Origin of the sequence: Bacillus cereus group sp. BfR-BA-01311, from assembly GCF_022664295.1 — a bacterium.
GTDB classification, from domain to species: domain Bacteria; phylum Bacillota; class Bacilli; order Bacillales; family Bacillaceae_G; genus Bacillus_A; species Bacillus_A cereus.
Map to the genome: position 1 here is coordinate 394,874 of NZ_JAKUHC010000005.1, position 25,799 is coordinate 420,672.

Here is a 25,799-nt window from a genome sequence, read left to right on the forward strand (position 1 = left end):
TTCCTCATGTTAGTAGCGGAAAATAGAAAGAATGAATTCACTTATAACGTACAAGCAATTAAAAATATTTTATTTTCTGGAGATACATCATCCATTCATGCTTTAGAAAAGCTTTTAAATGATACAGTTCAGTTTGATGTTCTTGAACAAGAGGCACTTGGTAGACAGTACATTCCGAAAGAAGCAAAGAATTTCTTTGATAAAGATGGAACATTTCTTTACCGTGTATCTAATGTTAGTTATAAAGGCAAGGTGTTATCTGAAAATCTAATTTTTGCAGACACTTCGTTTTTACCGGACGCAATAAAGAGTGAATTAGAGAGTGGAAATATTCCTGTTGAAAAGCTTATAGAAAAGATGGAAGTAAGAAGAAATGTATTATATGAAGGATATCAGCCATCTGGAAATATTATCGAATTGTTTGATGGATGTTCTGTTACAGCGAATGTGTATCCAACTAGAAAGTATCAAATTGTAAGTAAATGCAAATGTGTATTTTATATTTGTGAAGTGTATCATGCAGAGAATATAAAGCAATTGCTTAAATAAAAACAAGAAACCAGCCTATAAAATGGCTGGTTTCTTGTTTATTTAACAGCTTCTTTTAATTCTTTACCTGCTTTAAATGCAGGAACTTTACCAGCGGCGATTTGAATTTCTTCGCCAGTTTGCGGATTACGTCCTGTACGAGCAGATCTTTCGCGCACTTCAAAAGTTCCAAAACCGATTAGTTGAACTTTATCTCCAGATTGTAATGCATTAGCAATTGTGTCAAATACGGATTGTACAGCTGCAGAAGCGTCCTTTTGAGAAATATCAGCTGATTGAGCTACGTTTTTAATTAATTCTGTTTTGTTCATGTTTTCACCTCATAAAAAAATTTTTGGAATGAATGTTTTAGTATAATAGATAGTAAAGATAAAGCTATCACTATGATTAGATAGAATACTATATAATTATGTTAATTTCGTTGCAAGAGACTGAATCCCTTCTATTATTTAGGGATTAATTAAGAATCGATGCATATAAAAAGCTTTAGTATGAGGATGAGGGGGAGTATATGAATGATTTTTCGTGAAAAAAATGAGAAGGAAAGTATATTAATTCGTCAACATGACCATGGTTCTTTAGCTGGAGAGATTGCAAAACATATAAAAGAAGGCTTTTTTGAAAGTAAAACATATTTAAAAGAAACAGTTGATGCAATATATGAGCATGACAGAGGATGGATAGAGCTTGATAAAGTACCAATTTTGAATGATGCTAAAAATATTCCATATACATTTATGGATTGTCCAAGCCCATTACGTTTTGTTTTTTATACGATTGGTTTGAATGAAATTGAAAATTCTAATCCATACGGGGCATTGCTTTGTAGTAAACATTTTTTATCATTTCCACTAAACGAGGAAGATGAAGAGATGATGTCATTTTATAAACATGAATTAGAACGACAAAAAAGAATCTTGAAAACGTTAACAAAAGAACAGTTTGCGATGTTCGATAAACATTATAAATTATTAAAGTTTTGTGATGAACTTTCTTTATACGTATGTATGAATAAGCCTGGTGTCAAAAAGAAAGATGAAATTGATTTATTTAAAGATGGTTTTGAAGGAACAGAAATGTTTAATAGTGAAGAGGAGAAACTTATTCAAGCTGAATGGGTGGACGAGGAAACAATTCGGATTACACCATTTCCATTTCAAACGGAATTTTATACGTATGTAAAATATAAAACGATAAATAAGCATGAAATGAAAGAAAAAGGGATTGCAAAGGCTGATAGAGAATCAGAAATGAAGAAACAAACCATTCGTTTCATACAATAAGGAGGTAATATAAATTGAAAGATTATATATTAAAACAGTGTGATTATCATGCTTGGGCCAATACAAGATTATTCAATCGATTAAAAGAGTTACCAAACTATGAGACGATTTTTAATGAGCAGATACAGAGTGTATTTCCATCCATTAAGGATACTTTTGTGCATATTTATATTACAGATCAAGTGTGGTTACATATATTGCATGGTAAAAGTATGAATGAAGCAATACAAGACCGAGAAGATTTACGAAAACAAATTGAAACTAAATCGTTACATGAATTAGAAAAAATGTTTGAAAACATGGCAAATCAATATAAAGATTTTTTAATTACAATACAAGATGTGAATGCTGTATTTGTTATTGAGAATCCATATGTAGGGAAATTAGAAACTTCGATTTTAGAATTAGTGCAACATGTCGTAAATCATGGTACATATCATAGAGGAAATATAACAGCGATGATCCGTCAACTTGGTCATTCGTCGACAATGATGGATTTTGTACTGTATTTACATATGGTTAAAAAGCAGGGAGAGTAATATAGTTTGTAAGAAGGAGAGGCTTTAATTGTAGAAGTCTCTCCTTCTATTTTATCCGGCATTAATGGTAGATCGACTGATTAAAATTTTACTTTATTTATTAAGAAGCTTTATTTTCTTGCAATTGCTTAGCGTATTGTACAGCCTTATATGCATTGACTCTACCGTTTTTCCAGTACGTACCTGTACCACTAATTTTATCAGTAGTAGACTCAATAATTTGGCGGATTTGTGTATTGCTATATCCTTGATTTGCTAAAAGAGCAGCGACTCCTGCAACATGAGGTGTTGCCATAGATGTACCACTTAATGATTGATACGTGCTTCCTTTATATGTTGAATATATATTTGAACCTGGTGCTGCAACATCTACCCAGCTACCATAAGTAGAGAATGAAGATTTTCTATCTGATTGATCTGTAGAACCAACTGCAATTACTTCGCTGTAATAAGCAGGGTAATTAGCTTTTGTATTTCCAGCATTTCCAGCAGCTGCAACTATAACAGAGCCTTTATTCCATGCATATTGAACGGCTTGTTGTAATGCAGTACCACCATTTGGAGCTCCTAAACTTAAACTAATTACTTTTGCACCCGAATCAGCAGCTTCTCGAATACCTTGCGCTACAGCATCAAGAGTACCACTTCCTTGATTATCTAATACGCGGACAGCATAAATTGAAGTTTGTGGGGCAACACCAGCAATTCCGATGCTGTTATTCGTAAGTGCTCCAGTAATTCCAGCGCAATGTGTACCATGACCATTACCATCATCAGATGTATTGTCGTTATCAACATAATCATGCCCGTAAATTACTTTCGAAGCCAGATCAGGGTGTGAGCCTTGAACTCCTGTATCAATAATAGCTACTTTTACACCAGGATCACTTCGTTGGCTATCCCAAGCTTGTGGAGCTTGAATCTTTTGTAATCCATATTGATTATTAAAATATGGGTCGTTTGGAGTCCAAAAGGCGTGAACGTAATAATTTGGTTCTGCATATTCCACATCTGGATTATTTTTATAACTCTTTATTTTTTCTTTTACAGTACCTTTTGAAAATTGTACGACTTCAAAACCTAACTTATCATCTTTAGATAAGACATTAGCTCCGACAGATTTATGAAAAGATTGCACATTACTTAAAGATGCATTTTGTTTGAACTTAACGATTAATTGGTTAGGAACGTAATCAGTAGATGATGTTTCAGCACTTGAAGTATTCGTGTTAAAGAAGAAACCACCAATAATAAATGATAAAACAGATAGGAAAACGATGATTTTGTTTTTCAAAAGATTTTTCCTCCCTTTTCTTGGATGAGTTTTTCAGCGACACTTTAATGTCGCATTCCTTTTCAACTATATAGTTAGACCATACGATTTATGACATTTATGTGAAAAACTTTTGGAGGAATAAAAAGGAGTAAATATTGATATAAATATATTTTTAATGATAGTAATTAAGTAAAAGAGGGGATGAAAAAAGGAATGCTCATCATGTATGAGTCATTCCTTTTTTCATAGATTAACTTGCCTGTTTTTTATTATTTTCTTTCAATTTCTCTGCTTGTAAAAAGCGATTCGTTTCAGCAACAACAATACTACTTAATCCAATCAAACCAATCAAGTTTGGAATTGCCATAAGTCCATTTGCAATATCAGCAAATGTCCATACGATTCCTAGCTTTAAATTAGCACCAATTGCAATCATGAAAATAAAGATTGCTTTATAATATTTAACTGCACTTTCTCCGAATAAATAAGCTACACATTTTTCTCCATAATACGACCAGCCTAAAATAGTAGAGTAGGCAAATAAAATAATTGCGATACCGAGAATCATACTACCAGCAGTACCGAATACAGATTGGAATGCAAGTGTTGTAGCTTCAACACCAGTTTTACCTGATTTCCAAGCGCCTGTAGTAATTAATACTAGTCCTGTAATTGTACATACAATAAACGTATCTAGAAAAGTACCAGTCATTGAAACTAAAGCTTGCTTTGCAGGCGAATCGGTTTTTGCCGCCGCCGCCGCAATTGGTGCACTCCCTAAACCAGCTTCGTTCGCAAATACACCACGCGCCATTCCGATTTGGATAGCTGATGCAACTGTTGCCCCAATAAAACCACCAGCAGCTGCTGTACCATTAAATGCACCAGAAAAAATAAGTGAAAATGCTTCTGGAATTTGGTCGTAGTGATAGAAAATAATTATAAGACCAGCAATTATATAAAAGAAAGCTTTAATAGGAACGACATATCCCGTCACTTTCCCAATTTTTTTTACACCGCCTAAAATAACAATTGCGATTAAAAATGACATTACTATACCAGTTAAAGCAGGAGGGAAAGAGAAATTAATTCGCATTGCCTCTGCAACTGAGTTAGATTGCACCATATTACCAATACCGAAAGAAGCAGTTGTACCAAATATAGCGAATAATATAGCAAGCCATTTCTTACCTAAACCACGCTCTAAATAATACATTGGTCCACCTGAATATTCACCATTTTCATTACTAACACGGTATTTCACTGCAAGTATTGCCTCTGCATACTTTGTTGCCATACCGAATAAAGCGGTAATCCACATCCAAAATATTGCACCAGGACCACCAATTGTAACCGCTGTTGCAACACCGGCTATATTACCCATACCAATCGTTGCGGCCATAGCTGTCATGAGTGCTTGGAAGTGACTAATATCTCCAGAAGAAGAAGTATCTTCTGATTTTTTAAACGCTAGTTTGTGAGCGTATAATAGTTTACTAAACTGTAAACCTTTCAAACGCACTGTGAGAATGATACCTGTTCCAACGAGTAGCAACAAAGTTGGTAATCCCCACACGTATTGATTTAGTTGTTCTAATACTTTACTTACTGTCTCCATCTTTATTCTCCTTTTTTAGAAAAAATAAAAACCACTTCAAGTAAATGAAATGGTCTCTGGAGAAACAAGGGATAGAAAAATAAACCGATACAATCGGCTTTTTCTTTCGCTTGTCTCTGTCCTTTTACCTGAGAGATTATCCGCTAAAGTAGCGGATTTGCTCCTTCGGTGCTCGTTTTCCTCCGCGCTCTATGAAAGCGAGAGGGAGTCTCTCCAGAGATTCGTCCCCATGCAGTTCTACTTGTAACCAAGACCTGAGAGTTTCAAAGCTGGTATAACAACTTTTTGCCCCGTCGGTAGATCAATAGACCTTCTCCTGAATGGTTCATCCGAATTATAAAATTTATAAACACATTGATTGTAAATCAATAAAAACATTATAGACATACAAATTGTGAATTGCAATCATTTTTTATTTTAAAATAGTAAATAGTTTTATTTTTTTGTAAGTCCTAATTTATCTTCAACTTCATTTAAAGTAGATAAAGCGATGACAATATGTTGATCCGCAAGTCCTAAAGCTTGTTTTGTTTTTTCAATAGTTTCATTGGTTGGAGTAGAGTTATTTGCTCCGTCTATAATCAAATTTGCTGCATTTTTCATGAAATTTGATGCGGATTTAAACTGAGTTGTGAATTGAAGTAGTTGTTTTTGTATATCTATATCTGTTATGTTTTCTTCAATTTTAAGCGTGTCTATTTCGTTCATAATTGTTTCGTACTGTTTGGAAACAGCACTCATTGTAACTAATAGTTTATTTCGATCTACTGAATCTCCATTCGTGTTAATCTCTTCCCAGGCAGGTAACCAATCTTTTTCGATGATGTCATTATAATGAGTAGTCAATTCATGAATTTTAGGTTGTAATTTCGTTTTGAAAGTTTTTGTCTCCGCTGTTTCTACAGTTGCTTTTTCGTTGTTATTTTTAACATTAGTAACATAGAAAATCGTACCGAAAATGATGAAAATAGAAATAACAACTGTCCATTTAGTAAAAAGTAATTTCTGCAATATGTAACGCCTCCAAAATTTAAAAACTTATAATTATAATATATAACAATGATGTTGTTTAAAGTAGAGAAAATAGGTTAGAAATAATTTAAATTATGTCTTTTCTATACACGAATAATTAAATTTAGTAAAATGATGAAAGCTATATGCGAGAAAAGAGGGTTTTTAGTGAAAATGAATAGAAGAAAACTGGTTTTAAGTATTTCAATGGCTATGTTATTAGTTGGTTTATTTGCACTCATATATGTAGACAAAGAATCTAAAATTAAAGATTTTCCAGTGCCAATGTCAGCAATCCATATTAACGATGATAATGAAGAGGACTATCAATATATAAGTGTAATGCCTATTACAAAGGCAAATGGATGGGAGAACTTAGGGGAAAACGGGCATACTGTTAGTTTTAAAAAAGGGGAAAGGAAGGTAGCAGTAGTACATTATCCGGGAGAAATTACGTATTATTTATTTGAGAAAAAGATGAATAAGGGAGATTAGCTAAAGATGTAATTCATTAAGAGTTACATCTTTTTTTATTCTGAATCATTTGAAATTAAATTCGATAGATGTTTTGATAGATGTAGTGATAAATATGATTAGTTCTATATGCCTATAAAGAGTATTAGGGTGATTATAAAAATATTATGTGAACTAATTATTGTGAGAAGAAGATAAATTATATGCTAAAGGGGGAATTAAAAATGTTACTAAAAACAATCTACTGTAAGGTGGAAGAAGAGAAAAAGAAATTGTTTTCAAATGCGCAAGAAAAATGGAGTGATATACGGCATCTAGATGGTTTTCATGGACAATTTGGTGGATGGTATGAAGATGAGGCATGTGTATTTACTTTATGGGAAGATAGAAGTACATATCAATCATTTATGAATGGTGCTCACGATACAATTTATTTAAATAGTAATCAAGAGGATACGTTTCTTTCGTGTGAAATTGAATTATTTCAAACGTTGTATGATATAACTGATACGCATTTGAAAGACGTTGTTACAGAAGGATCATTCGTAAGAGTTGCTATATGCGATGTAAAGGTGGAAAAGGAAAAGCATTTTTTACATAAGCAAGAAACAATTTGGAATAAAGGAATGGAAAAAGCAAAAGGAATGCTAGGTGGAGTAGTTGGGAAGTCTTTGAAAAATGAAAATCGTTACATAGTGTTAACGTATTGGAAAGATGAAATAGCGCACCAACATTATGTGGAAGAGATTTTCCTAGATTTATATAAATTAGCTAATATTCATGAAGATATAGAAGAGATAAAAGGAAAACAAGCTGTATGTAAGGAAGAATGGCTTGTATATTAAACGCTGAAAAAGTGTATAAATGAATGTATAATAAAGATATTTTCTTATAAACAAGTAATTAATAGAAGACGTTATATACCCTTTCATGTTAATATATTTAAGTTATAATAGGAGGCTTACCCTTTTGTATTGTACGGTAGAAGCAGTGTGAGCTTGAAATTTTTTTAGAAAAGGATGTGCCTAATTTGCGTATCAATAAATTTATTAGTGAAGCTGGAAAAGCGTCTCGACGTGGAGCGGATAAACTAATTAATGAGAGAAGAGTAATTATTAACGGTAAGGTTGCAAAAATTGGTGACCAAGTGAACCCAGGTGATGATGTACGAGTAAATGGAGAGCAGCTTCGAATTGCTCGAGATCACGTATATATCGCTTTAAATAAACCAGTAGGTATTACATGTACGAGTGAAAAATCAGTAAAAGGTAATATTATCGATTTAGTGAACCATCCTTTACGAATTAGTCACATTGGACGTCTTGATAAAGACTCAGACGGTTTAATTTTGTTAACGAATGATGGTGATATTGTTAATGAAATTTTACGTGCTGAAAACAAACATGAGAAAGAATATATCGTTTCAGTAGATAAGCCAATTACACCTGATTTCTTAGAGAAAATGGCAGCGGGTGTTAAAATTTTAGGAACAAAAACGCTTCCTTGTGAGGTTACACAGTTATCAAAATATGAGTTCCAAATTATTTTAACACAAGGGCTAAATCGTCAAATTCGCCGTATGTGTGAAGCTTTAGGTTATCAAGTATACACGTTAAAACGTACGAGAATTATGAATATTGAATTGAATAATTTACCGGTTGGGCAGTGGAGAGATTTAACAAAGAAAGAGAAAAGACGTCTATTTGCAGACTTAAATTACGAACCACAAGATTGGTAAAATTGTGAAGTGAAACCAAAAAAATTTGGTTTCACTTTTTTAATTAAATAAATAATTTTTTTAAACACTTGCAAAAATAAAATGAATAAGATATATTAAATAACAATAAATGGATGTTTTACAAAAAGCAAAGAAAAGGACACGAGTTATTTTCCCCGGTTATACAGAGAAGGAAGGAAAGCTGAGAACTTCCTAACGCAGAAAAATAACTTACCACCTTAGAGCTGCACTAGGGAAATTAAGTATCTAGTGCCGTGTATGCGACGTTATCGCAAAAGAAGCCATTATGTTTTTTGTGATGGGAATCTGGGTGGAACCACGGATATAAGCATACTCGTCCCTATATTTAGGGATGAATATGCTTTTTTGCATTCAATTTCATAAAAAGCGAAGAAAAGGACACGAGTTATTTTCCCCGGTTATACAGAGAAGGAAGGAAAGCTGAGAACTTCCTAACGCAGAAAAATAACTTACCACCTTAGAGCTGCACTGGGGAAATTAAGTATCTAGTGCCGTATAAACGACGTTACCGTAAAAGAAGCCATTGCATTTTGTGATGGGAATCTGGGTGGAACCACGGGTAAAAGCACGCTCGTCCCTATGTTAGGGATGAGTGTGCTTTTTATTATGAAATGGAGAGATGAAAAATGAAAGAACAAATGATTGAAATTAAATTTCCAGATGGTAGCGTGAAAGAATTTGTAAAAGGAATTACTTTAGAAGAAATTGCGGGATCCATTAGCAGTAGTTTGAAAAAGGAAGCAGTCGCGGGGAAAGTGAATGATGGGTTATATGATTTACGCCGAAAGATTGAAGAAAATGCGGAAGTAGAAATCATTACTATAGATTCAAATGAAGGTGTAGAAATTACAAGACACTCTGCGGCACATATTTTAGCGCAAGCTGTAAAAAGAATGTATGGTGATATAAATCTTGGGGTGGGGCCTGTTATTGAAAATGGATTTTATTATGATATGGATCTTCCAAGTAGTGTAAACGTAGAAGATTTACGAAAAATCGAAAAAGAAATGAAAAAGATTATAAATGAAAATATAAAGATAGAACGAGTTGAGGTTTCTCGAGAAGAAGCAGCAAAACTGTTTCAAGAAATGAACGATCGCTTGAAATTAGAACTTTTAGAAGCAATTCCTAGTGGGGAAAGTGTAACACTATATAAACAAGGTGAATTTGTAGATTTATGTAGAGGGCCACATTTACCATTTACAGGTTATTTGAAAGCATTTCAATTAACTCACGTTTCCGGTGCATATTGGCGAGGTGATAGTAATAACCAAGTGCTTCAGCGCATATATGGTGTTGCATTCTCTTCTCAAAAAGAATTAGAAGAGTATTTACATTTCGTTGAAGAAGCAACAAAAAGAAATCATCGTAAGTTAGGCAATGAGCTTGAGTTATTTATGTTTTCTGAAGAGGCTCCGGGAATGCCGTTTTATTTACCGAAAGGACAAATGATTCGTAACGAATTGGAAGCATTTTTAAGAGAAATTCAAAAAGAGTACAATTATCAAGAAGTACGCACTCCGTTCATGATGAACCAAGAAGTATGGGAGAAATCAGGGCACTGGGGACATTATAAAGATAATATGTATTTCTCTGAAGTAGATAATAAAAGTTTTGCATTAAAACCGATGAACTGTCCAGGGCACATGCTTATGTTTAAAAATAAATTGCATTCTTATCGTGAATTACCGATTCGTATGTGTGAATTCGGTCAAGTACATCGCCATGAATTTAGTGGTGCGTTAAACGGATTATTAAGAGTACGTACTTTCTGCCAAGATGATGCACATTTATTTGTAACTCCAAAACAAATTGAAAATGAAATCAAATCCGTAATGGCGCAAATTGATTACGTATATAAAACTTTTGGATTCGAATATGAAGTAGAGCTTTCTACTCGTCCAGAAGACTCAATGGGTGATGATAAATTATGGGAGCAAGCAGAAGCAGCATTAGAAAATGTATTACAATCGCTAAATTATAAATATAGACTAAATGAAGGTGACGGTGCATTTTACGGGCCGAAAATTGATTTTCATATTAAAGATGCTTTAAATAGAAGTCACCAGTGCGGAACAATCCAGCTTGATTTCCAAATGCCAGAGAAATTTGATTTAAATTATATAGATGAAAATAATGAAAAGAAAAGACCAGTTGTTATTCACAGGGCAGTTTTAGGGTCATTAGATCGCTTCTTAGCAATATTAATTGAGCACTTTGGAGGTGCGTTCCCGGCATGGGTGGCACCAGTTCAAGTGAAAGTAATTCCAGTTTCAAATGCAGTACATGAACAATATGCCAATGAGATTGCACTTAAATTAGCACAAGCTGGAGTTCGTGTTGAACAAGATGCACGAGATGAAAAATTAGGATATAAAATAAGAGAAGCACAAATGCAAAAAGTACCGTATGTTCTTGTTATTGGAGATAAGGAAATGGAAAACGGAGCTGTAAATGTACGTAAATATGGGGAAGAGAAGTCAGAAGTTATTGCACTAGATGTATTTGTGGCAACTATTGAAGAAGAAATAAAGAATAGAAAATATTGATTGTAAAGAAAACACACTATTAGAAATTAGTGTGTTTTCTTTTTTATCTTACAAAAATGTAAGGTAAATGTAAGCGAAATCGAGGGAACGAGTTGTAGAAAAATGAGAATATGAAGTAGGAAATAGGTTCATGTTACAGGTGTAACTCTTATTGAATGAATAATTAAAAAAATCTTAAGGATTTACATGACAAAATAATAAGAAATATGTGAGAAATTAATTTTATACAAAAGGGATGGAGTGAAAGAGATGTCAACAAATGTAGTTACTGTAGAAAGTGTAGAAAAAACGTATGGAAAAAGAAATGAGAATCAGTCAAAAGCATTAAGGGGTGTATCGTTAAGTATTAAAGAAGGAGAATTTGTCGGGATTATGGGTCCTTCTGGGTCTGGAAAAACGACTTTACTTAATGTGATAAGTACACTTGACCAAGCGACAGGTGGTAGTGTGACGATAGCTGGTACAAATATTACTTCTATGAAGGGCAATGCGTTATCTGATTTTCGCTCTCAAAAATTAGGTTTCATTTTTCAAGATTTTAATCTACTAGAAAACTTATCAATTTATGAAAATATAGCTTTACCACTTTCTCTGCAAGGCGTACCATCAAGTGAGATTACTGGAAAGGTAAATGACGTTGCGAAGAAATTAGGAATTACTGAAATTTTAACAAAATATCCAACTGCTGTTTCTGGTGGACAAAAGCAAAGAACAGCGGCGGCAAGAGCTTTAGTACATAATCCAGCAATTGTATTAGCAGATGAACCGACAGGTGCGCTTGATAGTAAAAACGCAAAAAGTTTATTAGAAGCAATGCAAGATTTACATGAAAATCACAATGTAAGTATTTTGATGGTTACACATGATGCATTTAGTGCAAGTTATTGTGAGCGTATTTTATTTATTCAAGATGGTCTTCTTTATAAAGAATTAAATCGTCAAGGCACTAGAGAGAATTTCTATCAAGACATTTTAGGTGTGCTCGCTCATATGGGCTCAGCTGCTGAGTCTAAGTAGGGGGCGAAACTATGTTATTTAAATTATCACGTCATAGTATGAAAAAAATGTTAAAAGATTATATGGTTTTACTTATTGGCCTCGTTATTAGTATTAGTATTTTCTATATGTTCCAAACGATGGCGATGAATAGCGAATTTACGAAAGATAATAGCCTAATTAGTAGTATTAGACTCGTCTTTTGGGTAGGTGCAATACTATTATCTTTCATTACTGTATTTTATATTATATATGCCAACTCTTTCTTACTCACGTTAAGAAGAAAAGAACTCGGTATGTACATGATGCTTGGTGCAAAAAAGAAAAAAGTAGCACAGTTATTATTTATTGAAACATTCGGTATGGGTATTGTCAGTATTATTATCGGTATTTTAGTAGGGATGTTACTTGCAAGTGTAGCAGGAAACTTTTTAATGAATGGAATGGAAATTTCAGCAAAAGGTAGTTATGCATCTGTATACACACCAGCAATTTTAGTTACAGTTATTTTCTTCTTAATACTATTTTTCATTACTGGCTTAATGAACAGTGTCCGATTGTTACGTAAAACTGAACTAGAGTTAATTCGTGAAGATGAAACACTAGATGAAGTGAAGAAAAGTAAAACTCGCATTATTATAATGACAGTACTTGGTGTATTACTAGTAAGTATAGGGTACTATTTTATGATCAATGTAAAAATATATGCTGAATTAGGTTTTATTATAGCAACCATCGTTACAACACTTGGAACATATTTTATCTTTAGTTCATTACTCCCATTTTTTGTGATGAAAATTAAGGGGAATAAAAAACGAAATGAAACTGGTCTAAATAGTTTTACATATGCACAGCTACGCTTTCGAGTAAATAGTTTATCGAGAGTATTAGGTACTGTAGCGATGTTAATTGCATTAGGCGCAGGTGCGATGACGGCAGGTATGGCTTTCCAAAAAAATGTAGGTATTATGACAGACTTTTCTCGTGTATATGATGTTGTAATTCATGATCCGAATGATCAAGACAAAGCTGCCTTAAAAGAAATGGAAATTGTTGAAGAAAGCAAGTACAACTATAAAGTAGATGGAGAAGCGGTTTATTATTTACGTAACGACTTAACTGCGAAACCACCACTTGTTTCAGACCATTTTGATACAAAAACGTTAAAAGAGCCTGTTCGTAAACGTGTGACTGAACCTTTAACTGAACCTGTATATTCAGCTTTAGAGGCTCCTGAATTAGCAAAATTCCCTCGTATGCCAAAGGATTGGGAAGACGCAGTTGTAAGAGAGATACAAATTACGCATAATCAATTTAGCGGAAAACCAGTAAGAATTGCAGACGAAGAGCATTATAAAGGAATTCAAGGAACAGAACACACTGTAACATTAGCAAAAGTAGATGATATGAAAAAATATAAACCGTTATTGATCGAAATAGACAAGAGACAAAAAGCACAAATTGAAAAAGCAACAGGTGAAAAGGTAGACTTATTTACGAAAATGACAATTTATCAGTTTATGAACAGCTTCATGAGCGGAACAATGTTTATGGGATTTTTCCTCGGAATTGCCTTTTTAGCAATGATGGCAAGTTCCCTTATGTTCAAGATATTAACAGGTGCTTCTCGCGACATACGCCGTTATGAAATGTTACGAAAAATTGGTGTGAGACGCAGTATGTTAACGAAAAGTATATATAAAGAAATTTCATATTTATTTATCTTCCCAGCAATCATTGGCATTTCTCACGTTTTAGTAGGGCTTAACTTATTCAGCTTTATATTAGTTGACCCGTTTGTAAAAGTGTGGGTGCCAATTGGGATATTCTTAGTCATTTATTTCATCTATTACTGGATAACTGTTCAACTTTATAAAGGTATGGTAATGCCGAAAGAAGAGGTAGCTAAATAGTTTATCCCGCTATTTGCCAGGCAGCCCGATTGGTGAGGGCTGATTAAAGTTTTATTTTATGAAAAGAGTCCTTGTTTTGAAAATAGGGGCTCTTTTTTATGTTTTTTACAAATAACGAAAATATTAGATGATGGTCAAAAAATATAATATAACTTCTAATAAATGACTAAAATAATAATGTTTTGTCGAGAGAAACGATACGAAGTATGAAAGAAATACTACAGTTATTTCAAAACAAAGTATATGCATGTTTTTTCTAGGGAGCTATAGAGAAATAGAAAGAATAAAAAAGATAGCTGAAGACAAATTGTTTTCAGCTATCTTTTTTGTTTAATTTAGTGATGTCCAGCTAGTAGAGTAAACGCTATTATTAGGAGAAAACCACTAGTTGCCCACATTAGAAATGTAGGGAAAGAGAGCTGTTTCTTAGCTTTCCAAAGCATTTCATGAATTGTGACATATCCAAGTGAACCAATAGCACTTCCCATAATGAGTCCTTGCAGGTGAAGAGCTTTTCCTTCCATCAAAATGCCAAAAACTGTGCCAGTACCGAGAATAAGAGAAAGTAATAAAGTCGTTAATAAAAAGGAAATATATTTATGTTTTGTAAAAAGAAATGGAATAATTAAAGCTAATCCTTCTGGAATATGGTGAACGACAATTGCTATTAAAAAGGGAATGGCAGAGTCATTATGATTTATAAAAGCTGTACCTAACGCAAATCCACTAGGTATATTATGAATAAATATAGCGAAAGAGAGAAAAAGGAAGGTTTGCCATGCTTGTTGATCTTTTTTATGTATCATTGGATGGTGACAATAGTTATCTAATAAGCTCATAACTAAAATACCGATGGCTATACCAAATATAGGCCCAATCATTTCGTAGCTTGAAAATGTTTCAGGAATAATTTCAAGGGATAAAAGCCCAAGTAAAATACCGCCACATAATGCGTATAAACGATGCATCTTTTCTTCAATGAGTTGGCGTGTTGCTACTCCAACAGCACCGCCTAATAGTAATCCACCAAATGAAAAAAACGTAACAATCATTGGAATCCATAATCGTTCCATAGTATCACACTCCGATTCTTCCACTTATTTTTAGCTTACGAAAAGGAAAGTTAGAATAGTCCAAGTAATTGTGTTTGAGTATAGAGAAAAAAGTAGTGATTCGTTATAATCTATATATTAAACTTAAGTGAGGAAATGAAAAGGGGAATTGGTTATGCAACAAATTAAAAAAATAGGAAACTCATTTTGGTATATGACACCTGTTTCTGAAACAGATAGACCTATCTTAGGAATGGTCGTTGGACAAGAAAAAACGTTAATGATTGATGCAGGGAATTCAGAAGAACATGCACAATTATTTTTAGAAATGTTAAAAGAACAAAATGTATCGAATCCAGATTTCGTAGCACTAACCCATTGGCATTGGGATCATATTTTTGGATTGCCTGTACTACAAGATGCATTGTCTATTGCACATTCTGAAACGAAAAAAGAGATGCGTACACTTGTTTCTTATGAATGGACAGATGAAGCTTTGGACGCACGCGTAAAAGAGGGTACTGAAATTGCATTTTGTGCGGATTGCATAAAAAAAGAGTTTGAAGAAAAAGCGAGAAATATTAACATTATTCCTCCGACCTTAACGTTCCAGAATCAAATGGAATTAGATCTTGGTGAAGTGACATGCGTGTTAAAACATGTGGGCGGAGATCATGCACATGATTCAGTTGTTATTTACGTGAAAGAAGAAAAGATATTATTTTTAGGAGACTGTATATATGCAGATATTTTTTCTTCGAAGTGGAACTATACGACGAAAAGAACGTTTGCATTAATAGATGAATTAGAAAAATTTGATGCTGAGACATATATTCTTTCTCATGGAGAAGCGATAAATCGAGAGGAGTTTTTACAAGAGATTCGTATGTTAAAAACAGTAGGAACTTATACAAAAATGCATAAAGGCGATGAAGAGAAGATAAAGGCAGCGTATAAACAAGAACTAGAAAGAGAATTAAATGAAGATGAGTTAGAAACAATAACTTATTTTGTCAATGGTTATGAAATGAATAATCAATAAGACACTACATTAATCCAATATAATTAAATTGCACAAAAAGAGTATTGAAATTTAATTCAATACTCTTTTAAATATTAAGTCCCAAGCAATTTCTAAATTTTTTGGCTGGTTCATCATCTGGATTTATACCACTTTCAAAACTAGTAGTGAAAGGTAACCACTGCCAATCTTCGCATCCTACAAAAGCTACTCTTGACCAATTCTCAATGAATTCAATGAAATTATTCGCAATCTTATACCCATGTCCTTCTCCATCGTCGTGGCTTAGGTAAATTATTGGAGCATCTATATCATCTTTCATATCAAATGCTAAATAATCTCCATTTCCCACTTCACAAAATGCTAATTTGTTGTGCCAAACTACATCATATTCATCATCTAGATTTGAAAAAAACTCGTCAATCAAGTCTTTACGTTTTTTTTCGAATTCAGAAAGACTTTCTAAACTCCAGTGGGGTGTTCCGCAAAAAATATCAGTAAGTTCATTTGGTAGCTCTACATCGTCAGGTAAAAACCAGCGTAAGCTAAAATTTCCTGAGAACTCTAAAAGTACCTTTTTGAAGCTATTTGGTAGTTTAATACCCAGTTTTTCTTCTACTTGGATTATTTGTTCAAGGGAAGATGGTTCATCTATACAAACTTCTTGAACTTCACCACCTATGTATTTAATTCTAGAAGTTATAATTTCTATTCGTTCTTTTAGTAACTCATAATCCATCTTATCACCTCATGTTATATTAATTAAAGTATATCATTCTTAATAAATTTTTTTCGTGTTATTGAGGTTTCAAGTAGCAGCTTTTTTAGCTAATTTAGTAATATATTCAAAGAATACATCACGTTTTACATCATAAACGACATTTACAGGTCGTCCATCAGCAGTTTCCTCTGTACGCCCCTGGCTTGGTCCGTATGTATGAACGATACTATTAATCGTTTGAGTTTTTGCGAGGTTAGTGTTTCCGACAAGCGCAGTTGTTAGTACATCCCACAAGTAGTAAGTAGAGTTCGTTGAAAAGTGAACGAGGGGAGGAACCATCGCATAGCATTGGCCAAGGAAATCTACACCAATATACTTTCGTTCTTTTGCCCAACGTTCACGTATGTCTATAGTTAATGGAACTTGGTTTGTACTTTCTAGTGTCACTAAGTCGATTTCAATTTTTGATTCCCATACACGAGCCACTGCTTCAGGGTCCCAAAATGAATTCCACTCAGCTGTTCCGTCATGCTCTGGTTCATGTACATTGCCTGCGGTAAGAAATGTACCACCCATCCAAACGAGACGTTCAATTTTATCTTCTATGATGGGAGTTTCATATAATGCACGAGCAAGGTCAGTTAGGGGCCCGGTAAATAATAAAGTTGTTTTTCCTTCCGTTTGTAGAAGTGTTTCTATTAAATGGTGATGTGCAGGCTTTGCCACCACGGGTGTTACAACTTTTCCAGACTCATTTAAAATTGGTAAAGCATCTACATAAAATGCATGCATCCGCCAGTCTTTCGGAAACGGGTTTTGCCCACGAGAGTTTGAAGCGGCTACGGCAATATTACCTTTGCCGAAACGATCGATAATTTTACGACTGGCAGACATTGCGGGTTCTAAATAGCAGTCTGCTGGGATAACAGATACACCGGTAAGTTCAACGTTTTCCATTTGAAGTAATAAAAATAATGAAATTAAATCATCTACGCCGCCATCATGATTGAAGTACACTTTTTTCTTCATTGTAATCTCCATCCTATATGATTTAGTTAGAAATTAAATATGAATTGAGGAGAAGTCATCAATAATTTCCACCACTTCAATTTCTCCATTAATCAGTAGCTCAGGAAGTTCATTTCTAATATTTCCTTTCCAATACTCTCTAGCTTGTTCGATTTTTTGAGAAAAAGGAATACCATCTTCTTTCGGTAAAAGATTACCGTCACCTTCAAAAGAACTTCCGATTACTCGTAGTTTAACAATCTGTAAAACTTCTCGATTGTAAGAATCAAATAATGCTTTCCATTTTAAAGCATCTTCATAGCTTTTTGAAGCGTATAAACAAGATAACCTGGAAGGGTATTCAGGGAATTCTTGTAGTCTAACCATTTCTACAATTGTTTCTCTAACTGTTTGATCCATATAACTTATAACTACTTTAGCATTTTCATTATTTATATGTAATTCGTCATTTTTATAGTGATTATTTAAAATTTGTATGCCATCTTCACCATTAGCATTTAATTGTTTTCTTTCAAAAAAGAAGTGATATAGAGTATTGTGTTGATTTTTGTTAAAAGGAATCATTTGTCCGATATGCATTTTTTTCCTTGTTACGATGTGATATGCGTAAAATTCTGTTTCATTCATGGTTATCCTCCTAGAAATAATGTAATGCAATGTTAAATTTAGTAATTCAACATTGAAATATATAAAACCTTTATAAGTAAAAGTGAGAATTTGAGTTGAAAGTAAAGAAAATACATGAAAACGTTTTAAATTTGTTCACAAAATGTTCACTTACGAAGGGGGTTCCAATGTCGATATAATGACAAAGACTCAAAGAGAGAGGATGATGAAATTTGCCAACAACAAGAAAAGAAAACCTCCAATTTGGCATGATGATGTGCCTTGGAATGGTTATCGTAATGACGTTTTACAATTTACTAATGAATGAAACAGGAGGACCAATTTATATTAAAGAGATTGCATTAGAACTATTAATTGGCTTTATTATTGCGCTATTAATTGAAATAAGTATAGTTGGACCTTGTGCGAAAAAAATTGTATTCATGTTGCCATTTGATAAATCTAAGAAAATAAATATTATCGTTGCGATGGCGACAACTATGGTAATCGGAATGGTGTTCTTTATGTCATTTTTCGGTATGGCTATGATGCATTTACATGGTGGACTACAAGGAGCTTCATTTGTTTCAATTTATTTTTCGATTTTTATTAAAAATTTCATAATGGCATATCCATTACAATTAATTATTATGGGACCGCTTGTACGTTTCTTATTTGCAAAGTTTGTTATGAAAAAGAAATCTTTTAATGTAGCGTAATTTTCATTTATAAAACACTATATATAAATAAAAAACACATCTCGCATTTTTGAGGTGTGTTTTTTTTTCATTCCAAGTTATTTTCATAGTGATGTGACATTTGTCCTTTTGCCATTATAGGATGATGGTTTTTAATTAAGTCAGAAATAAAGGATGAGGAGATGATTTTTTGAAAGGTATTCTATTTGCTGTTTTTGCGGGGATATTTATAACACTTCAAGGAACCTTTAATGCGAAACTTAGTTCACATATCGGTATATGGTCGACGAGTATTATAACCCATTTAATTGGATTCATTATTGCAACAACTGTATTTTTGTTAAAGAAAGAAGAGAAAGTAACAGATTTAAAGAGTGTGAAAAAAGTATATTTAGCAGCGGGTGCATTTGGTGGATTCATTATTTGCGCAGAAACTATGGCGATATATTCACTAGGAGTTACATTGACAGCTGGCACACTAATGGTTGCTCAATTGTTAACGGCAACAGTTATTGAAATGAAAGGACTGTTTCATATAAAAAAGATACAGATGGAGAGATATCATATTGTGGGAACAATAGTAATGATTATAGGTATTGTTGTATTTAATATGTAAATGAAAGGAGGAAATGAATATGGAGAATAGATCAAGTTTAATTACGCATTATTTGAAAATCAATAAAACGCTCGAGGTTTTTTCAGAAATAGATACAGCATATTTTCAATTAAATCACTTTGAAAAAGGCGAGCTTATTTGCAATATAGATGACGAAATGGATCGTTTATATTTTGTTGTTAAAGGGAAAGTAAAAGTTTATACGATTACACCTGAAGGGAAGAAACTAATTCTTCGCTTTATCAATCCATTGGCCATTGTTGGTGATATTGAACTAATTCAAAATAGCAAAGCACATAATGTCGTTGAGGCTTGTTCAGATGTTGTAGCAATCTCTATTTCTAATACGGTTATTAGAAACAAGTTATTACATGATCCTATATTTATGAAGTTCTTGCTTGAAAACATTGCCAACACGTTAAAAATATCGACTCGTTTTACTGCTCTTAATTTACTTTATCCTGTAGAAGTACGTGTAGCTAGTTATTTGCTTTCAATTTCAACAGATAGTAACGGGAATATGTATAAAGGGGATTTGGATGCAACTTCAGTAACGAGTATTGCAGATTTTATAGGGGTAAGTTATAGGCACGTAATTCGGGTATTACAAAGATTTTATAATGAAAAACTAATTGAAAAGAGTAATGTAGTTATTGTAATTAAAGATTTTTCTAGAATGAAGGAAGTCGCTAAAGATAATATATATGAGCAATGAAAGGGAGAGGAAGATTTTGATTGGATTTAGTTTAGCTATATTAGCGGGAATATTAATTAGCGTACAATCTGTTTTTAATGCAAAAGTAAATGAAAATGTAGGACAGTGGTTAACGACTACATGTGTCCTTGGAATAGGTCTCATTAGCTCTATTCTATTTTATATCATTACAGAAAACAGTATTAACATTAAAGTGTATACTACAAATTATTTGTTTTATGTAAGTGGACTGTTTGGCATCGGGTTAATTATTTGTATAATGGGTGCAATAAAGAGCTTAGGTCCAGCATATACGGTGCTAATTAGTCTTATTACTCAATTGGTCGTTGCATTATGCATTGATACATTTGGATTGTTCGGAATGGAGATCGTCCCATTACAAATAAATAAGTTAGTTGGTATAGGCTTATTAATTTTTGGAGTAGGAATTTTTAAAAATATCTTTTCGAATAAGAGAGCTATTAGAATAACTGAGGATGAGATTTAAAGGCTATAAGGATGTTAATAATCAGATTATAGATGTTTATGTATTGGGGAAGGCATTTCATATATGTCTCTGTTAGTGAAGGGTCTATATATATTCGAAAAAAAACGTGAATTAGCTATTAGTGTAGTTGAAAAGAAGACGTCAATAAGTTGAGGTCTTCTTTATGTATTGTTCTGAAGTTATCAGAACTTAAGTATAAGGGAATGGGAAGTGGTTTAAGTTAAGCAGAATATACCCGAAAATAAAATATTACTAAACATATATAACTAATGAATACAATGTCTTTTTCAGTTATTAAGTTGTAAATCATTTTATGATAAAATCTTTTACATAATTTAATAAAGGGGTAGTATTCAATGGGTTATTTCTCAAATGGTTTATTAGTTTTGTTTGTGCTAATTGTATGCAGTTGTATATTTTTTGGTTGATAATATAATGAGAGTCTTATATAAAAAGAAGTTATCTTAAGTGAGATAACTTCTTTTTATTTTATATTGAGAAGGAATTCTATCTTTCTTATTGAAGTTTGTTCTAGTTATTTTCACGTCAATCGCAATTTTCATAAGGAGAATTTTATGGAACATTAACAAACTATAGAATAGGGAGTATTTACATGAAAAATAGTATACACTACACAAGTGAACATCCTACAAAATTTAATGAATTATTAGCTTTATATGAATCTTTAGGATGGAATTCTATTAAATTAACAGTGAATGAATTAGAACAAATGTGTAAACAAAGTTGGTATGCAATATACGCATTTAAAGAGCAACAATTAATTGGTATGGGGCGTGTTATATCAGATGGTGTAATAACAGGTGTTATTTGCGGTGTATGTGTAATGCCGGAGTATCAGTATATTGGTATTGGAAAAGACATAGTGAAACGATTAATCCATCACTGCGAACAAAACAAGGTTATTCCGCAACTTATGTGTGTGGAAAAATTGCAATCTTATTATGAATCTATTGGGTTTGAAGCATTCTCTATTGGGATGACAAAACATATTATGAGATAGCGGTACTTTATATTTTCAGTTTACTCGTACATATTTTCAAACTTCAGTTATAAAGGAGAATTGCTGTATGGAGATTGCTGAAGGGGTAGAAATGTTACAACTTAAATTTCAAGAATTTATCATTCACCCAATTCTTTTATGGAATGATGAAATGGCAGTTTTAATAGATACTGGTTTTCCTGGACAATTCGAAGATATACAAGTAGAGATGGAGAGAGTTGGGGTATCTGTTGATAAGCTAAAAGTTGTGATTTTGACACACCAGGATATAGATCATATAGGTAGCCTTCCTGATGTATTGGAGAATGGTGTAAGCGATATTAAAGTATATGCGCACGAGTTAGATAAGCCATATATTGAGGGAGATTTACCTTTATTGAAAGATGTACATGTAGAGAATCCACCAAAAGGAAAAGTGAGTGGCACAGTGATTGACGGGCAAGAACTTCCGTATTGCGGTGGAATACTAATTCTCCATACTCCAGGGCATACTCCGGGGCATATTAGTTTATATTTGAAACAAAGTAAAACTCTTATTGCAGGAGACTCGATGTATAGTGTGAATGGAAAGTTAGGAGGAATTCACGCCCCAACAACTTTAAATATTAAAGAAGCGCAGGAGTCTTTGAAGAAGTATTTAAATCTAGATATTAAATCTGTAGTTTGTTACCACGGGGGATTAAGTAAGGGGAATATAAAGATTCAACTTCAAAATTTGTAAAAGTCGAAGATAATAATTTTTTGATAATGGATGCTAAAGTGTAGTCTAATTATTGGTATATACATAAAACACTTAAATGATAAAAAAGCATGTTTGAAGAAATACAAACATGCTTTTTTATTAAAGGAAACCCATGTAATTTTAACGTCCTAATCCGTTCCAATAAAAAGAAACGATTTCTTGTGCTAATTCATCTATATTTGCAAGAATAGGATTGTGATTTTCATCTTTAAAATTCCCAATTGATAATAAAGATACGAAAGCATGAGCCGCAAATTTAGCGTTTCCTTTCGGAATTTCTCCGATGTGCATAGCATTATCGAGTGCTTTTTCTAGTACTTCATACATATTATCTTCAGCATTTTTTAATTGTTTCAATTGTTCTTCAGATAACGACAGTTTTGCATCTTTCATAAAATTTTTCATATCAATATCCATCGTTGCGTGTAAGTAAACTTTAGCGAAGTCTAATAATCTTTCTTCTAAAGTTTTGTTTGTAGAGAGTATTTGAGACATATTCTCACGTATACGTACCATCATTTCGATCATAGTAGCGGTAAATAAATCGGCTTTTGTTGAATAGTAATAGTAGACAGTTGCTTTCGTAACACCACAAACTTTTGCGACCTCATCCATAGAAACGACTTGATAATTTTGTGTAAGAAATAAGCGGGTTGCAACTTCTAAAATGGTTTCTTTTGTAGATTTTGTATTTTTATTTTGACGCGGCCTTCCGAGAGGACGTTGTTTTTGTTCCAAATACATTCGCTCCTGACATTTATGATTGAGATAATTATAACATAATTTTCAATCATTCTTGATTAATTAACCGACCAGTATATATAATTAATAGTGGAGAAAAAAAGGAAGGTGGGTTTTTTATGAAAAAGCACCCGTTACATATGTTAGGGAGGCTTGTAGCAGGGAGAAATACGCAGTGGATCACTTTATCGGTGTGGGTTCTTATTACATTATTACTTTCATTTACGTTACCACAAGTAAACAGTACGAAAGAACCGAATCCGAAAAATTTACCTGAAACAGCTATGTCACAGCAAGCGGAAGCGCTTATGAAAAAAGAGTTTCCGAATAATGCAGGGAATCCTTTGTTAGTAGTATGGTATAGAGATGGTGGATTACAGTCACAGGATTATAAACTTATACAAGATGTTTATAAAGAGTTAAAATCTAGTCCTTTAAAAGAACAATCAACGTTACCACCATTTGATACAATTCCAGAGCAAGTATTATCAAAAAGTGCGTCAAAAGATGGTACATCATTTGTTACACCGGTATTTTTTAATAAATCTGCTGGTACGGATATATTAAAAGGAAATCTTGAAGAGTTTAGAAAAATAGTGAATAGTAAGGTGGATGAAGATCCATTTAAACAAAAAATAAGTGAATCTGGTTTACATGTTCGATTATCAGGACCTGTAGGCATTCAAACAGATGCAGTTAGTTTATTTAGTCAAGCAGATGTGAAATTGTTAGTGGCTACTGTACTACTAGTGTTAGTTTTGTTAATTTTACTGTATCGTTCACCAATTTTAGCGATTTTACCTATACTTGTTGTTGGCTTTGCATACGGTATTATTAGTCCTACACTCGGTTTTTTAGCTGATCACGGATGGATTAAAGTAGATGCCCAAGCGATATCAATTATGACAGTATTATTGTTTGGCGCTGGAACGGACTATTGTCTATTTTTAATTTCGAGATATAGAGAGTACTTGTTAGAAGAAGAAAGTAAATATAAAGCATTGCAACTTGCGATTAAAGCATCTGGCGGTGCAATAATAATGAGTGCGTTAACTGTTGTACTTGGATTAGGAACATTACTACTTGCTCATTATGGTGCCTTTCATCGATTTGCAGTACCATTTAGTGTTGCTGTATTTATAATGGGAATCGCGGCTTTAACGATTTTACCAGCACTATTATTAATTTTCGGTAGAATTGCATTTTTCCCGTTTATACCGAGAACAACTTCAATGAATGAGGAGTTTGCAAGAAAGAAAAAGAGGGCTGTAAAAGTTAAAAAATCAAAAGGCTCTTTTAGTAAAAAACTTGGAGATATTGTAATACGAAGACCATGGACAATAATTATGCTAACTGTATTTGTATTAGGTGGATTGGCTTCATTCGTACCACGTATTCAATACACATATGACTTATTAGAGTCGTTTCCAAAAGATATGCCTTCACGCGAAGGTTTTACGTTAATTAGTGATCATTTTTCAGCTGGTGAACTAGCACCAATAAAAGTTGTTGTTGATACGAAAGGAAAAGAGCTTCCTATTAAACAAGAACTAGAGAAATTTTCTTTCGTAAATACAGTGAAAGAGCCAAAAGAGGGAAAAGAAAATAAGCAAATACAAATGTATGAAGTTTCTTTAGCAGAAAATCCATACTCAATTGAAGCGTTAAATCAAATCCCTAAATTGAAAAACAGTGTGGAAAAAGTATTAAAAGATGCTGGAATTAGTAAAGCTAAAGAACAATTATGGATTGGTGGGGAAACAGCTTCATTATATGATACAAAGCAAATTACGGAACGTGATGAATCAGTAATTATTCCAGTAATGATTAGCATTATCGCTTTACTATTACTTGTCTATTTACAATCGGTTGTTGCAATGGTTTATTTAATTGTAACTGTTGTCTTATCATTCTTCTCAGCGTTAGGAGCAGGATGGGTATTACTTCATTACGGTATGGGAGCGCCGGCCATTCAAGGTGCGATACCGTTGTACGCATTCGTATTTTTAGTTGCTTTAGGTGAAGATTATAATATCTTTATGGTTTCAGAAATATGGAAAAACAGAAAGACACAAAATCACTTGGATGCAGTAAAAAATGGTGTAATACAAACAGGTAGTGTTATTACATCGGCAGGTTTAATTTTAGCAGGAACTTTTGCAGTGTTAGGTACACTTCCAATTCAAGTATTAGTTCAATTTGGTATTGTAACTGCAATTGGCGTATTACTAGATACATTTATCGTAAGACCGTTACTTGTACCCGCAATTACAGTTGTGTTAGGCCGATTTGCTTTTTGGCCAGGTAAACTTTCAAGAAAGAGTGAAGAAATACAAAAGGTGGATGCATAGTTAAAAAAGCCAAGGATATTTTCCTTGGCTTT

At 33.1% G+C, this 25,799-nt stretch carries 26 protein-coding genes, 1 riboswitch and 2 other annotated features; of the genes, 17 read left to right on the plus strand and 9 right to left on the minus strand.

Features of this window, described 5'->3' with window-relative positions; all coding sequences use genetic code 11:
* Window positions 1-6: 6 nt before the first annotated feature.
* Entirely contained in the window at window positions 7-549 is a 543-nt protein-coding gene (locus tag MR136_RS15180) for a hypothetical protein (protein WP_000959125.1), read from the plus strand.
* A gap of 38 nt (window positions 550-587) precedes the next feature.
* Here the strand turns inward: MR136_RS15180 and MR136_RS15185 are convergent, their stop codons facing one another.
* Window positions 588-860, minus strand: a complete 273-nt coding sequence (locus MR136_RS15185) for an HU family DNA-binding protein (RefSeq protein WP_001043905.1) — start codon at window positions 858-860, stop codon at window positions 588-590.
* A 204-nt stretch (window positions 861-1,064) separates the two neighbouring features.
* Between MR136_RS15185 and MR136_RS15190 the strand changes: the two genes are divergently transcribed.
* Both MR136_RS15190 and MR136_RS15195 read left to right on the plus strand, forming a co-directional pair.
* The gene (locus MR136_RS15190) at window positions 1,065-1,832 is read left to right on the plus strand and encodes a DUF3891 family protein (protein ID WP_078420648.1); all 768 of its coding nucleotides are present in this window, start codon (window positions 1,065-1,067) and stop codon (window positions 1,830-1,832) included.
* A 14-nt stretch (window positions 1,833-1,846) separates the two neighbouring features.
* On the plus strand, window positions 1,847-2,371 hold the full coding sequence (locus MR136_RS15195; RefSeq protein WP_000656267.1) for a DinB family protein: 525 nt from the start codon (window positions 1,847-1,849) through the stop codon (window positions 2,369-2,371).
* Between the two features lie 100 nt (window positions 2,372-2,471).
* Here the strand turns inward: MR136_RS15195 and MR136_RS15200 are convergent, their stop codons facing one another.
* The 3 genes from MR136_RS15200 to MR136_RS15210 all read right to left on the minus strand — a co-directional run bounded on the left by MR136_RS15200 (window position 2,472) and on the right by MR136_RS15210 (window position 6,276).
* Window positions 2,472-3,665, minus strand: a complete 1,194-nt coding sequence (locus MR136_RS15200) for a S8 family peptidase (RefSeq protein ID WP_078420647.1) — start codon at window positions 3,663-3,665, stop codon at window positions 2,472-2,474.
* 232 nt (window positions 3,666-3,897) lie between these two features.
* Entirely contained in the window at window positions 3,898-5,265 is a 1,368-nt protein-coding gene (locus MR136_RS15205) for an alanine/glycine:cation symporter family protein (RefSeq protein WP_000451037.1), read from the minus strand.
* Between the two features lie 106 nt (window positions 5,266-5,371).
* Window positions 5,372-5,492: riboswitch (glycine riboswitch) on the minus strand.
* A gap of 208 nt (window positions 5,493-5,700) precedes the next feature.
* Window positions 5,701-6,276, minus strand: a complete 576-nt coding sequence (locus MR136_RS15210; RefSeq protein WP_001170889.1) for a hypothetical protein — start codon at window positions 6,274-6,276, stop codon at window positions 5,701-5,703.
* A gap of 132 nt (window positions 6,277-6,408) precedes the next feature.
* On the opposite strand from MR136_RS15210, the gene MR136_RS15215 reads away from it, so the two are divergent.
* The 6 genes from MR136_RS15215 (at window position 6,409) to MR136_RS15240 (ending at window position 13,967) form a co-directional block, all read left to right on the plus strand.
* Window positions 6,409-6,771 (plus strand): hypothetical protein, encoded by a 363-nt coding sequence (locus tag MR136_RS15215; protein WP_002197739.1) that lies wholly within the window; start codon window positions 6,409-6,411, stop codon window positions 6,769-6,771.
* Between the two features lie 203 nt (window positions 6,772-6,974).
* The gene (locus MR136_RS15220; protein ID WP_242259507.1) at window positions 6,975-7,595 is read left to right on the plus strand and encodes a DUF4937 domain-containing protein; all 621 of its coding nucleotides are present in this window, start codon (window positions 6,975-6,977) and stop codon (window positions 7,593-7,595) included.
* 185 nt (window positions 7,596-7,780) lie between these two features.
* Window positions 7,781-8,488: a 23S rRNA pseudouridine(2604) synthase RluF gene (gene rluF, locus MR136_RS15225; RefSeq protein ID WP_001222171.1), complete on the plus strand. Its 708-nt coding sequence runs from the start codon at window positions 7,781-7,783 to the stop codon at window positions 8,486-8,488.
* A 121-nt stretch (window positions 8,489-8,609) separates the two neighbouring features.
* Window positions 8,610-8,833 (plus strand) — a binding site (T-box leader).
* 36 nt (window positions 8,834-8,869) lie between these two features.
* Window positions 8,870-9,091 (plus strand) — a binding site (T-box leader).
* A gap of 44 nt (window positions 9,092-9,135) precedes the next feature.
* Window positions 9,136-11,058 carry a threonine--tRNA ligase gene (thrS, locus tag MR136_RS15230; protein WP_078420644.1) on the plus strand — a complete coding sequence of 641 codons (1,923 nt, stop codon included), beginning with the start codon at window positions 9,136-9,138 and terminating at the stop codon, window positions 11,056-11,058.
* 249 nt (window positions 11,059-11,307) lie between these two features.
* A complete protein-coding gene (locus tag MR136_RS15235) occupies window positions 11,308-12,075 on the plus strand; it encodes an ABC transporter ATP-binding protein (protein WP_000106426.1) in 768 nt (255 codons plus the stop codon).
* Between the two features lie 11 nt (window positions 12,076-12,086).
* Complete coding sequence (locus MR136_RS15240; protein ID WP_061457165.1) at window positions 12,087-13,967, plus strand: FtsX-like permease family protein; 1,881 nt, start codon at window positions 12,087-12,089, stop codon at window positions 13,965-13,967.
* A gap of 335 nt (window positions 13,968-14,302) precedes the next feature.
* Here the strand turns inward: MR136_RS15240 and MR136_RS15245 are convergent, their stop codons facing one another.
* Window positions 14,303-15,040: a ZIP family metal transporter gene (locus MR136_RS15245; protein ID WP_061457166.1), complete on the minus strand. Its 738-nt coding sequence runs from the start codon at window positions 15,038-15,040 to the stop codon at window positions 14,303-14,305.
* 154 nt (window positions 15,041-15,194) lie between these two features.
* On the opposite strand from MR136_RS15245, the gene MR136_RS15250 reads away from it, so the two are divergent.
* Entirely contained in the window at window positions 15,195-16,061 is an 867-nt protein-coding gene (locus MR136_RS15250) for an MBL fold metallo-hydrolase (RefSeq protein ID WP_061457167.1), read from the plus strand.
* 67 nt (window positions 16,062-16,128) lie between these two features.
* On the opposite strand, the gene MR136_RS15255 is transcribed toward MR136_RS15250, so the two are convergent.
* From MR136_RS15255 to MR136_RS15265, 3 genes are all read right to left on the minus strand, one after another.
* Window positions 16,129-16,779, minus strand: coding sequence for an SMI1/KNR4 family protein (locus MR136_RS15255; protein ID WP_242259508.1), 651 nt, complete (start codon window positions 16,777-16,779; stop codon window positions 16,129-16,131).
* Window positions 16,780-16,848: 69 nt separating this feature from the next.
* Window positions 16,849-17,802 (minus strand): nucleoside hydrolase, encoded by a 954-nt coding sequence (locus MR136_RS15260; protein WP_088338814.1) that lies wholly within the window; start codon window positions 17,800-17,802, stop codon window positions 16,849-16,851.
* A 21-nt stretch (window positions 17,803-17,823) separates the two neighbouring features.
* Window positions 17,824-18,417 carry a DUF2441 domain-containing protein gene (locus MR136_RS15265; protein WP_061457168.1) on the minus strand — a complete coding sequence of 198 codons (594 nt, stop codon included), beginning with the start codon at window positions 18,415-18,417 and terminating at the stop codon, window positions 17,824-17,826.
* Between the two features lie 212 nt (window positions 18,418-18,629).
* Between MR136_RS15265 and MR136_RS15270 the strand changes: the two genes are divergently transcribed.
* From MR136_RS15270 to MR136_RS15295, 6 genes are all read left to right on the plus strand, one after another.
* Window positions 18,630-19,115, plus strand: a complete 486-nt coding sequence (locus MR136_RS15270) for a DUF2798 domain-containing protein (RefSeq protein ID WP_001143404.1) — start codon at window positions 18,630-18,632, stop codon at window positions 19,113-19,115.
* 169 nt (window positions 19,116-19,284) lie between these two features.
* Complete coding sequence (locus MR136_RS15275; RefSeq protein WP_000676261.1) at window positions 19,285-19,710, plus strand: DMT family transporter; 426 nt, start codon at window positions 19,285-19,287, stop codon at window positions 19,708-19,710.
* 19 nt (window positions 19,711-19,729) lie between these two features.
* On the plus strand, window positions 19,730-20,425 hold the full coding sequence (locus tag MR136_RS15280) for a Crp/Fnr family transcriptional regulator (protein WP_242259509.1): 696 nt from the start codon (window positions 19,730-19,732) through the stop codon (window positions 20,423-20,425).
* A 16-nt stretch (window positions 20,426-20,441) separates the two neighbouring features.
* A complete protein-coding gene (locus tag MR136_RS15285) occupies window positions 20,442-20,912 on the plus strand; it encodes a DMT family transporter (RefSeq protein WP_000579024.1) in 471 nt (156 codons plus the stop codon).
* Window positions 20,913-21,525: 613 nt separating this feature from the next.
* Window positions 21,526-21,933, plus strand: a complete 408-nt coding sequence (locus MR136_RS15290; protein WP_061457169.1) for a GNAT family N-acetyltransferase — start codon at window positions 21,526-21,528, stop codon at window positions 21,931-21,933.
* 67 nt (window positions 21,934-22,000) lie between these two features.
* Window positions 22,001-22,654 (plus strand): MBL fold metallo-hydrolase, encoded by a 654-nt coding sequence (locus tag MR136_RS15295; RefSeq protein ID WP_000401455.1) that lies wholly within the window; start codon window positions 22,001-22,003, stop codon window positions 22,652-22,654.
* Between the two features lie 141 nt (window positions 22,655-22,795).
* Here the strand turns inward: MR136_RS15295 and MR136_RS15300 are convergent, their stop codons facing one another.
* Window positions 22,796-23,413, minus strand: a complete 618-nt coding sequence (locus MR136_RS15300; protein ID WP_061457170.1) for a TetR/AcrR family transcriptional regulator — start codon at window positions 23,411-23,413, stop codon at window positions 22,796-22,798.
* Between the two features lie 122 nt (window positions 23,414-23,535).
* Between MR136_RS15300 and MR136_RS15305 the strand changes: the two genes are divergently transcribed.
* Complete coding sequence (locus tag MR136_RS15305) at window positions 23,536-25,767, plus strand: MMPL family transporter (protein ID WP_242259510.1); 2,232 nt, start codon at window positions 23,536-23,538, stop codon at window positions 25,765-25,767.
* Window positions 25,768-25,799: the final 32 nt, after the last annotated feature.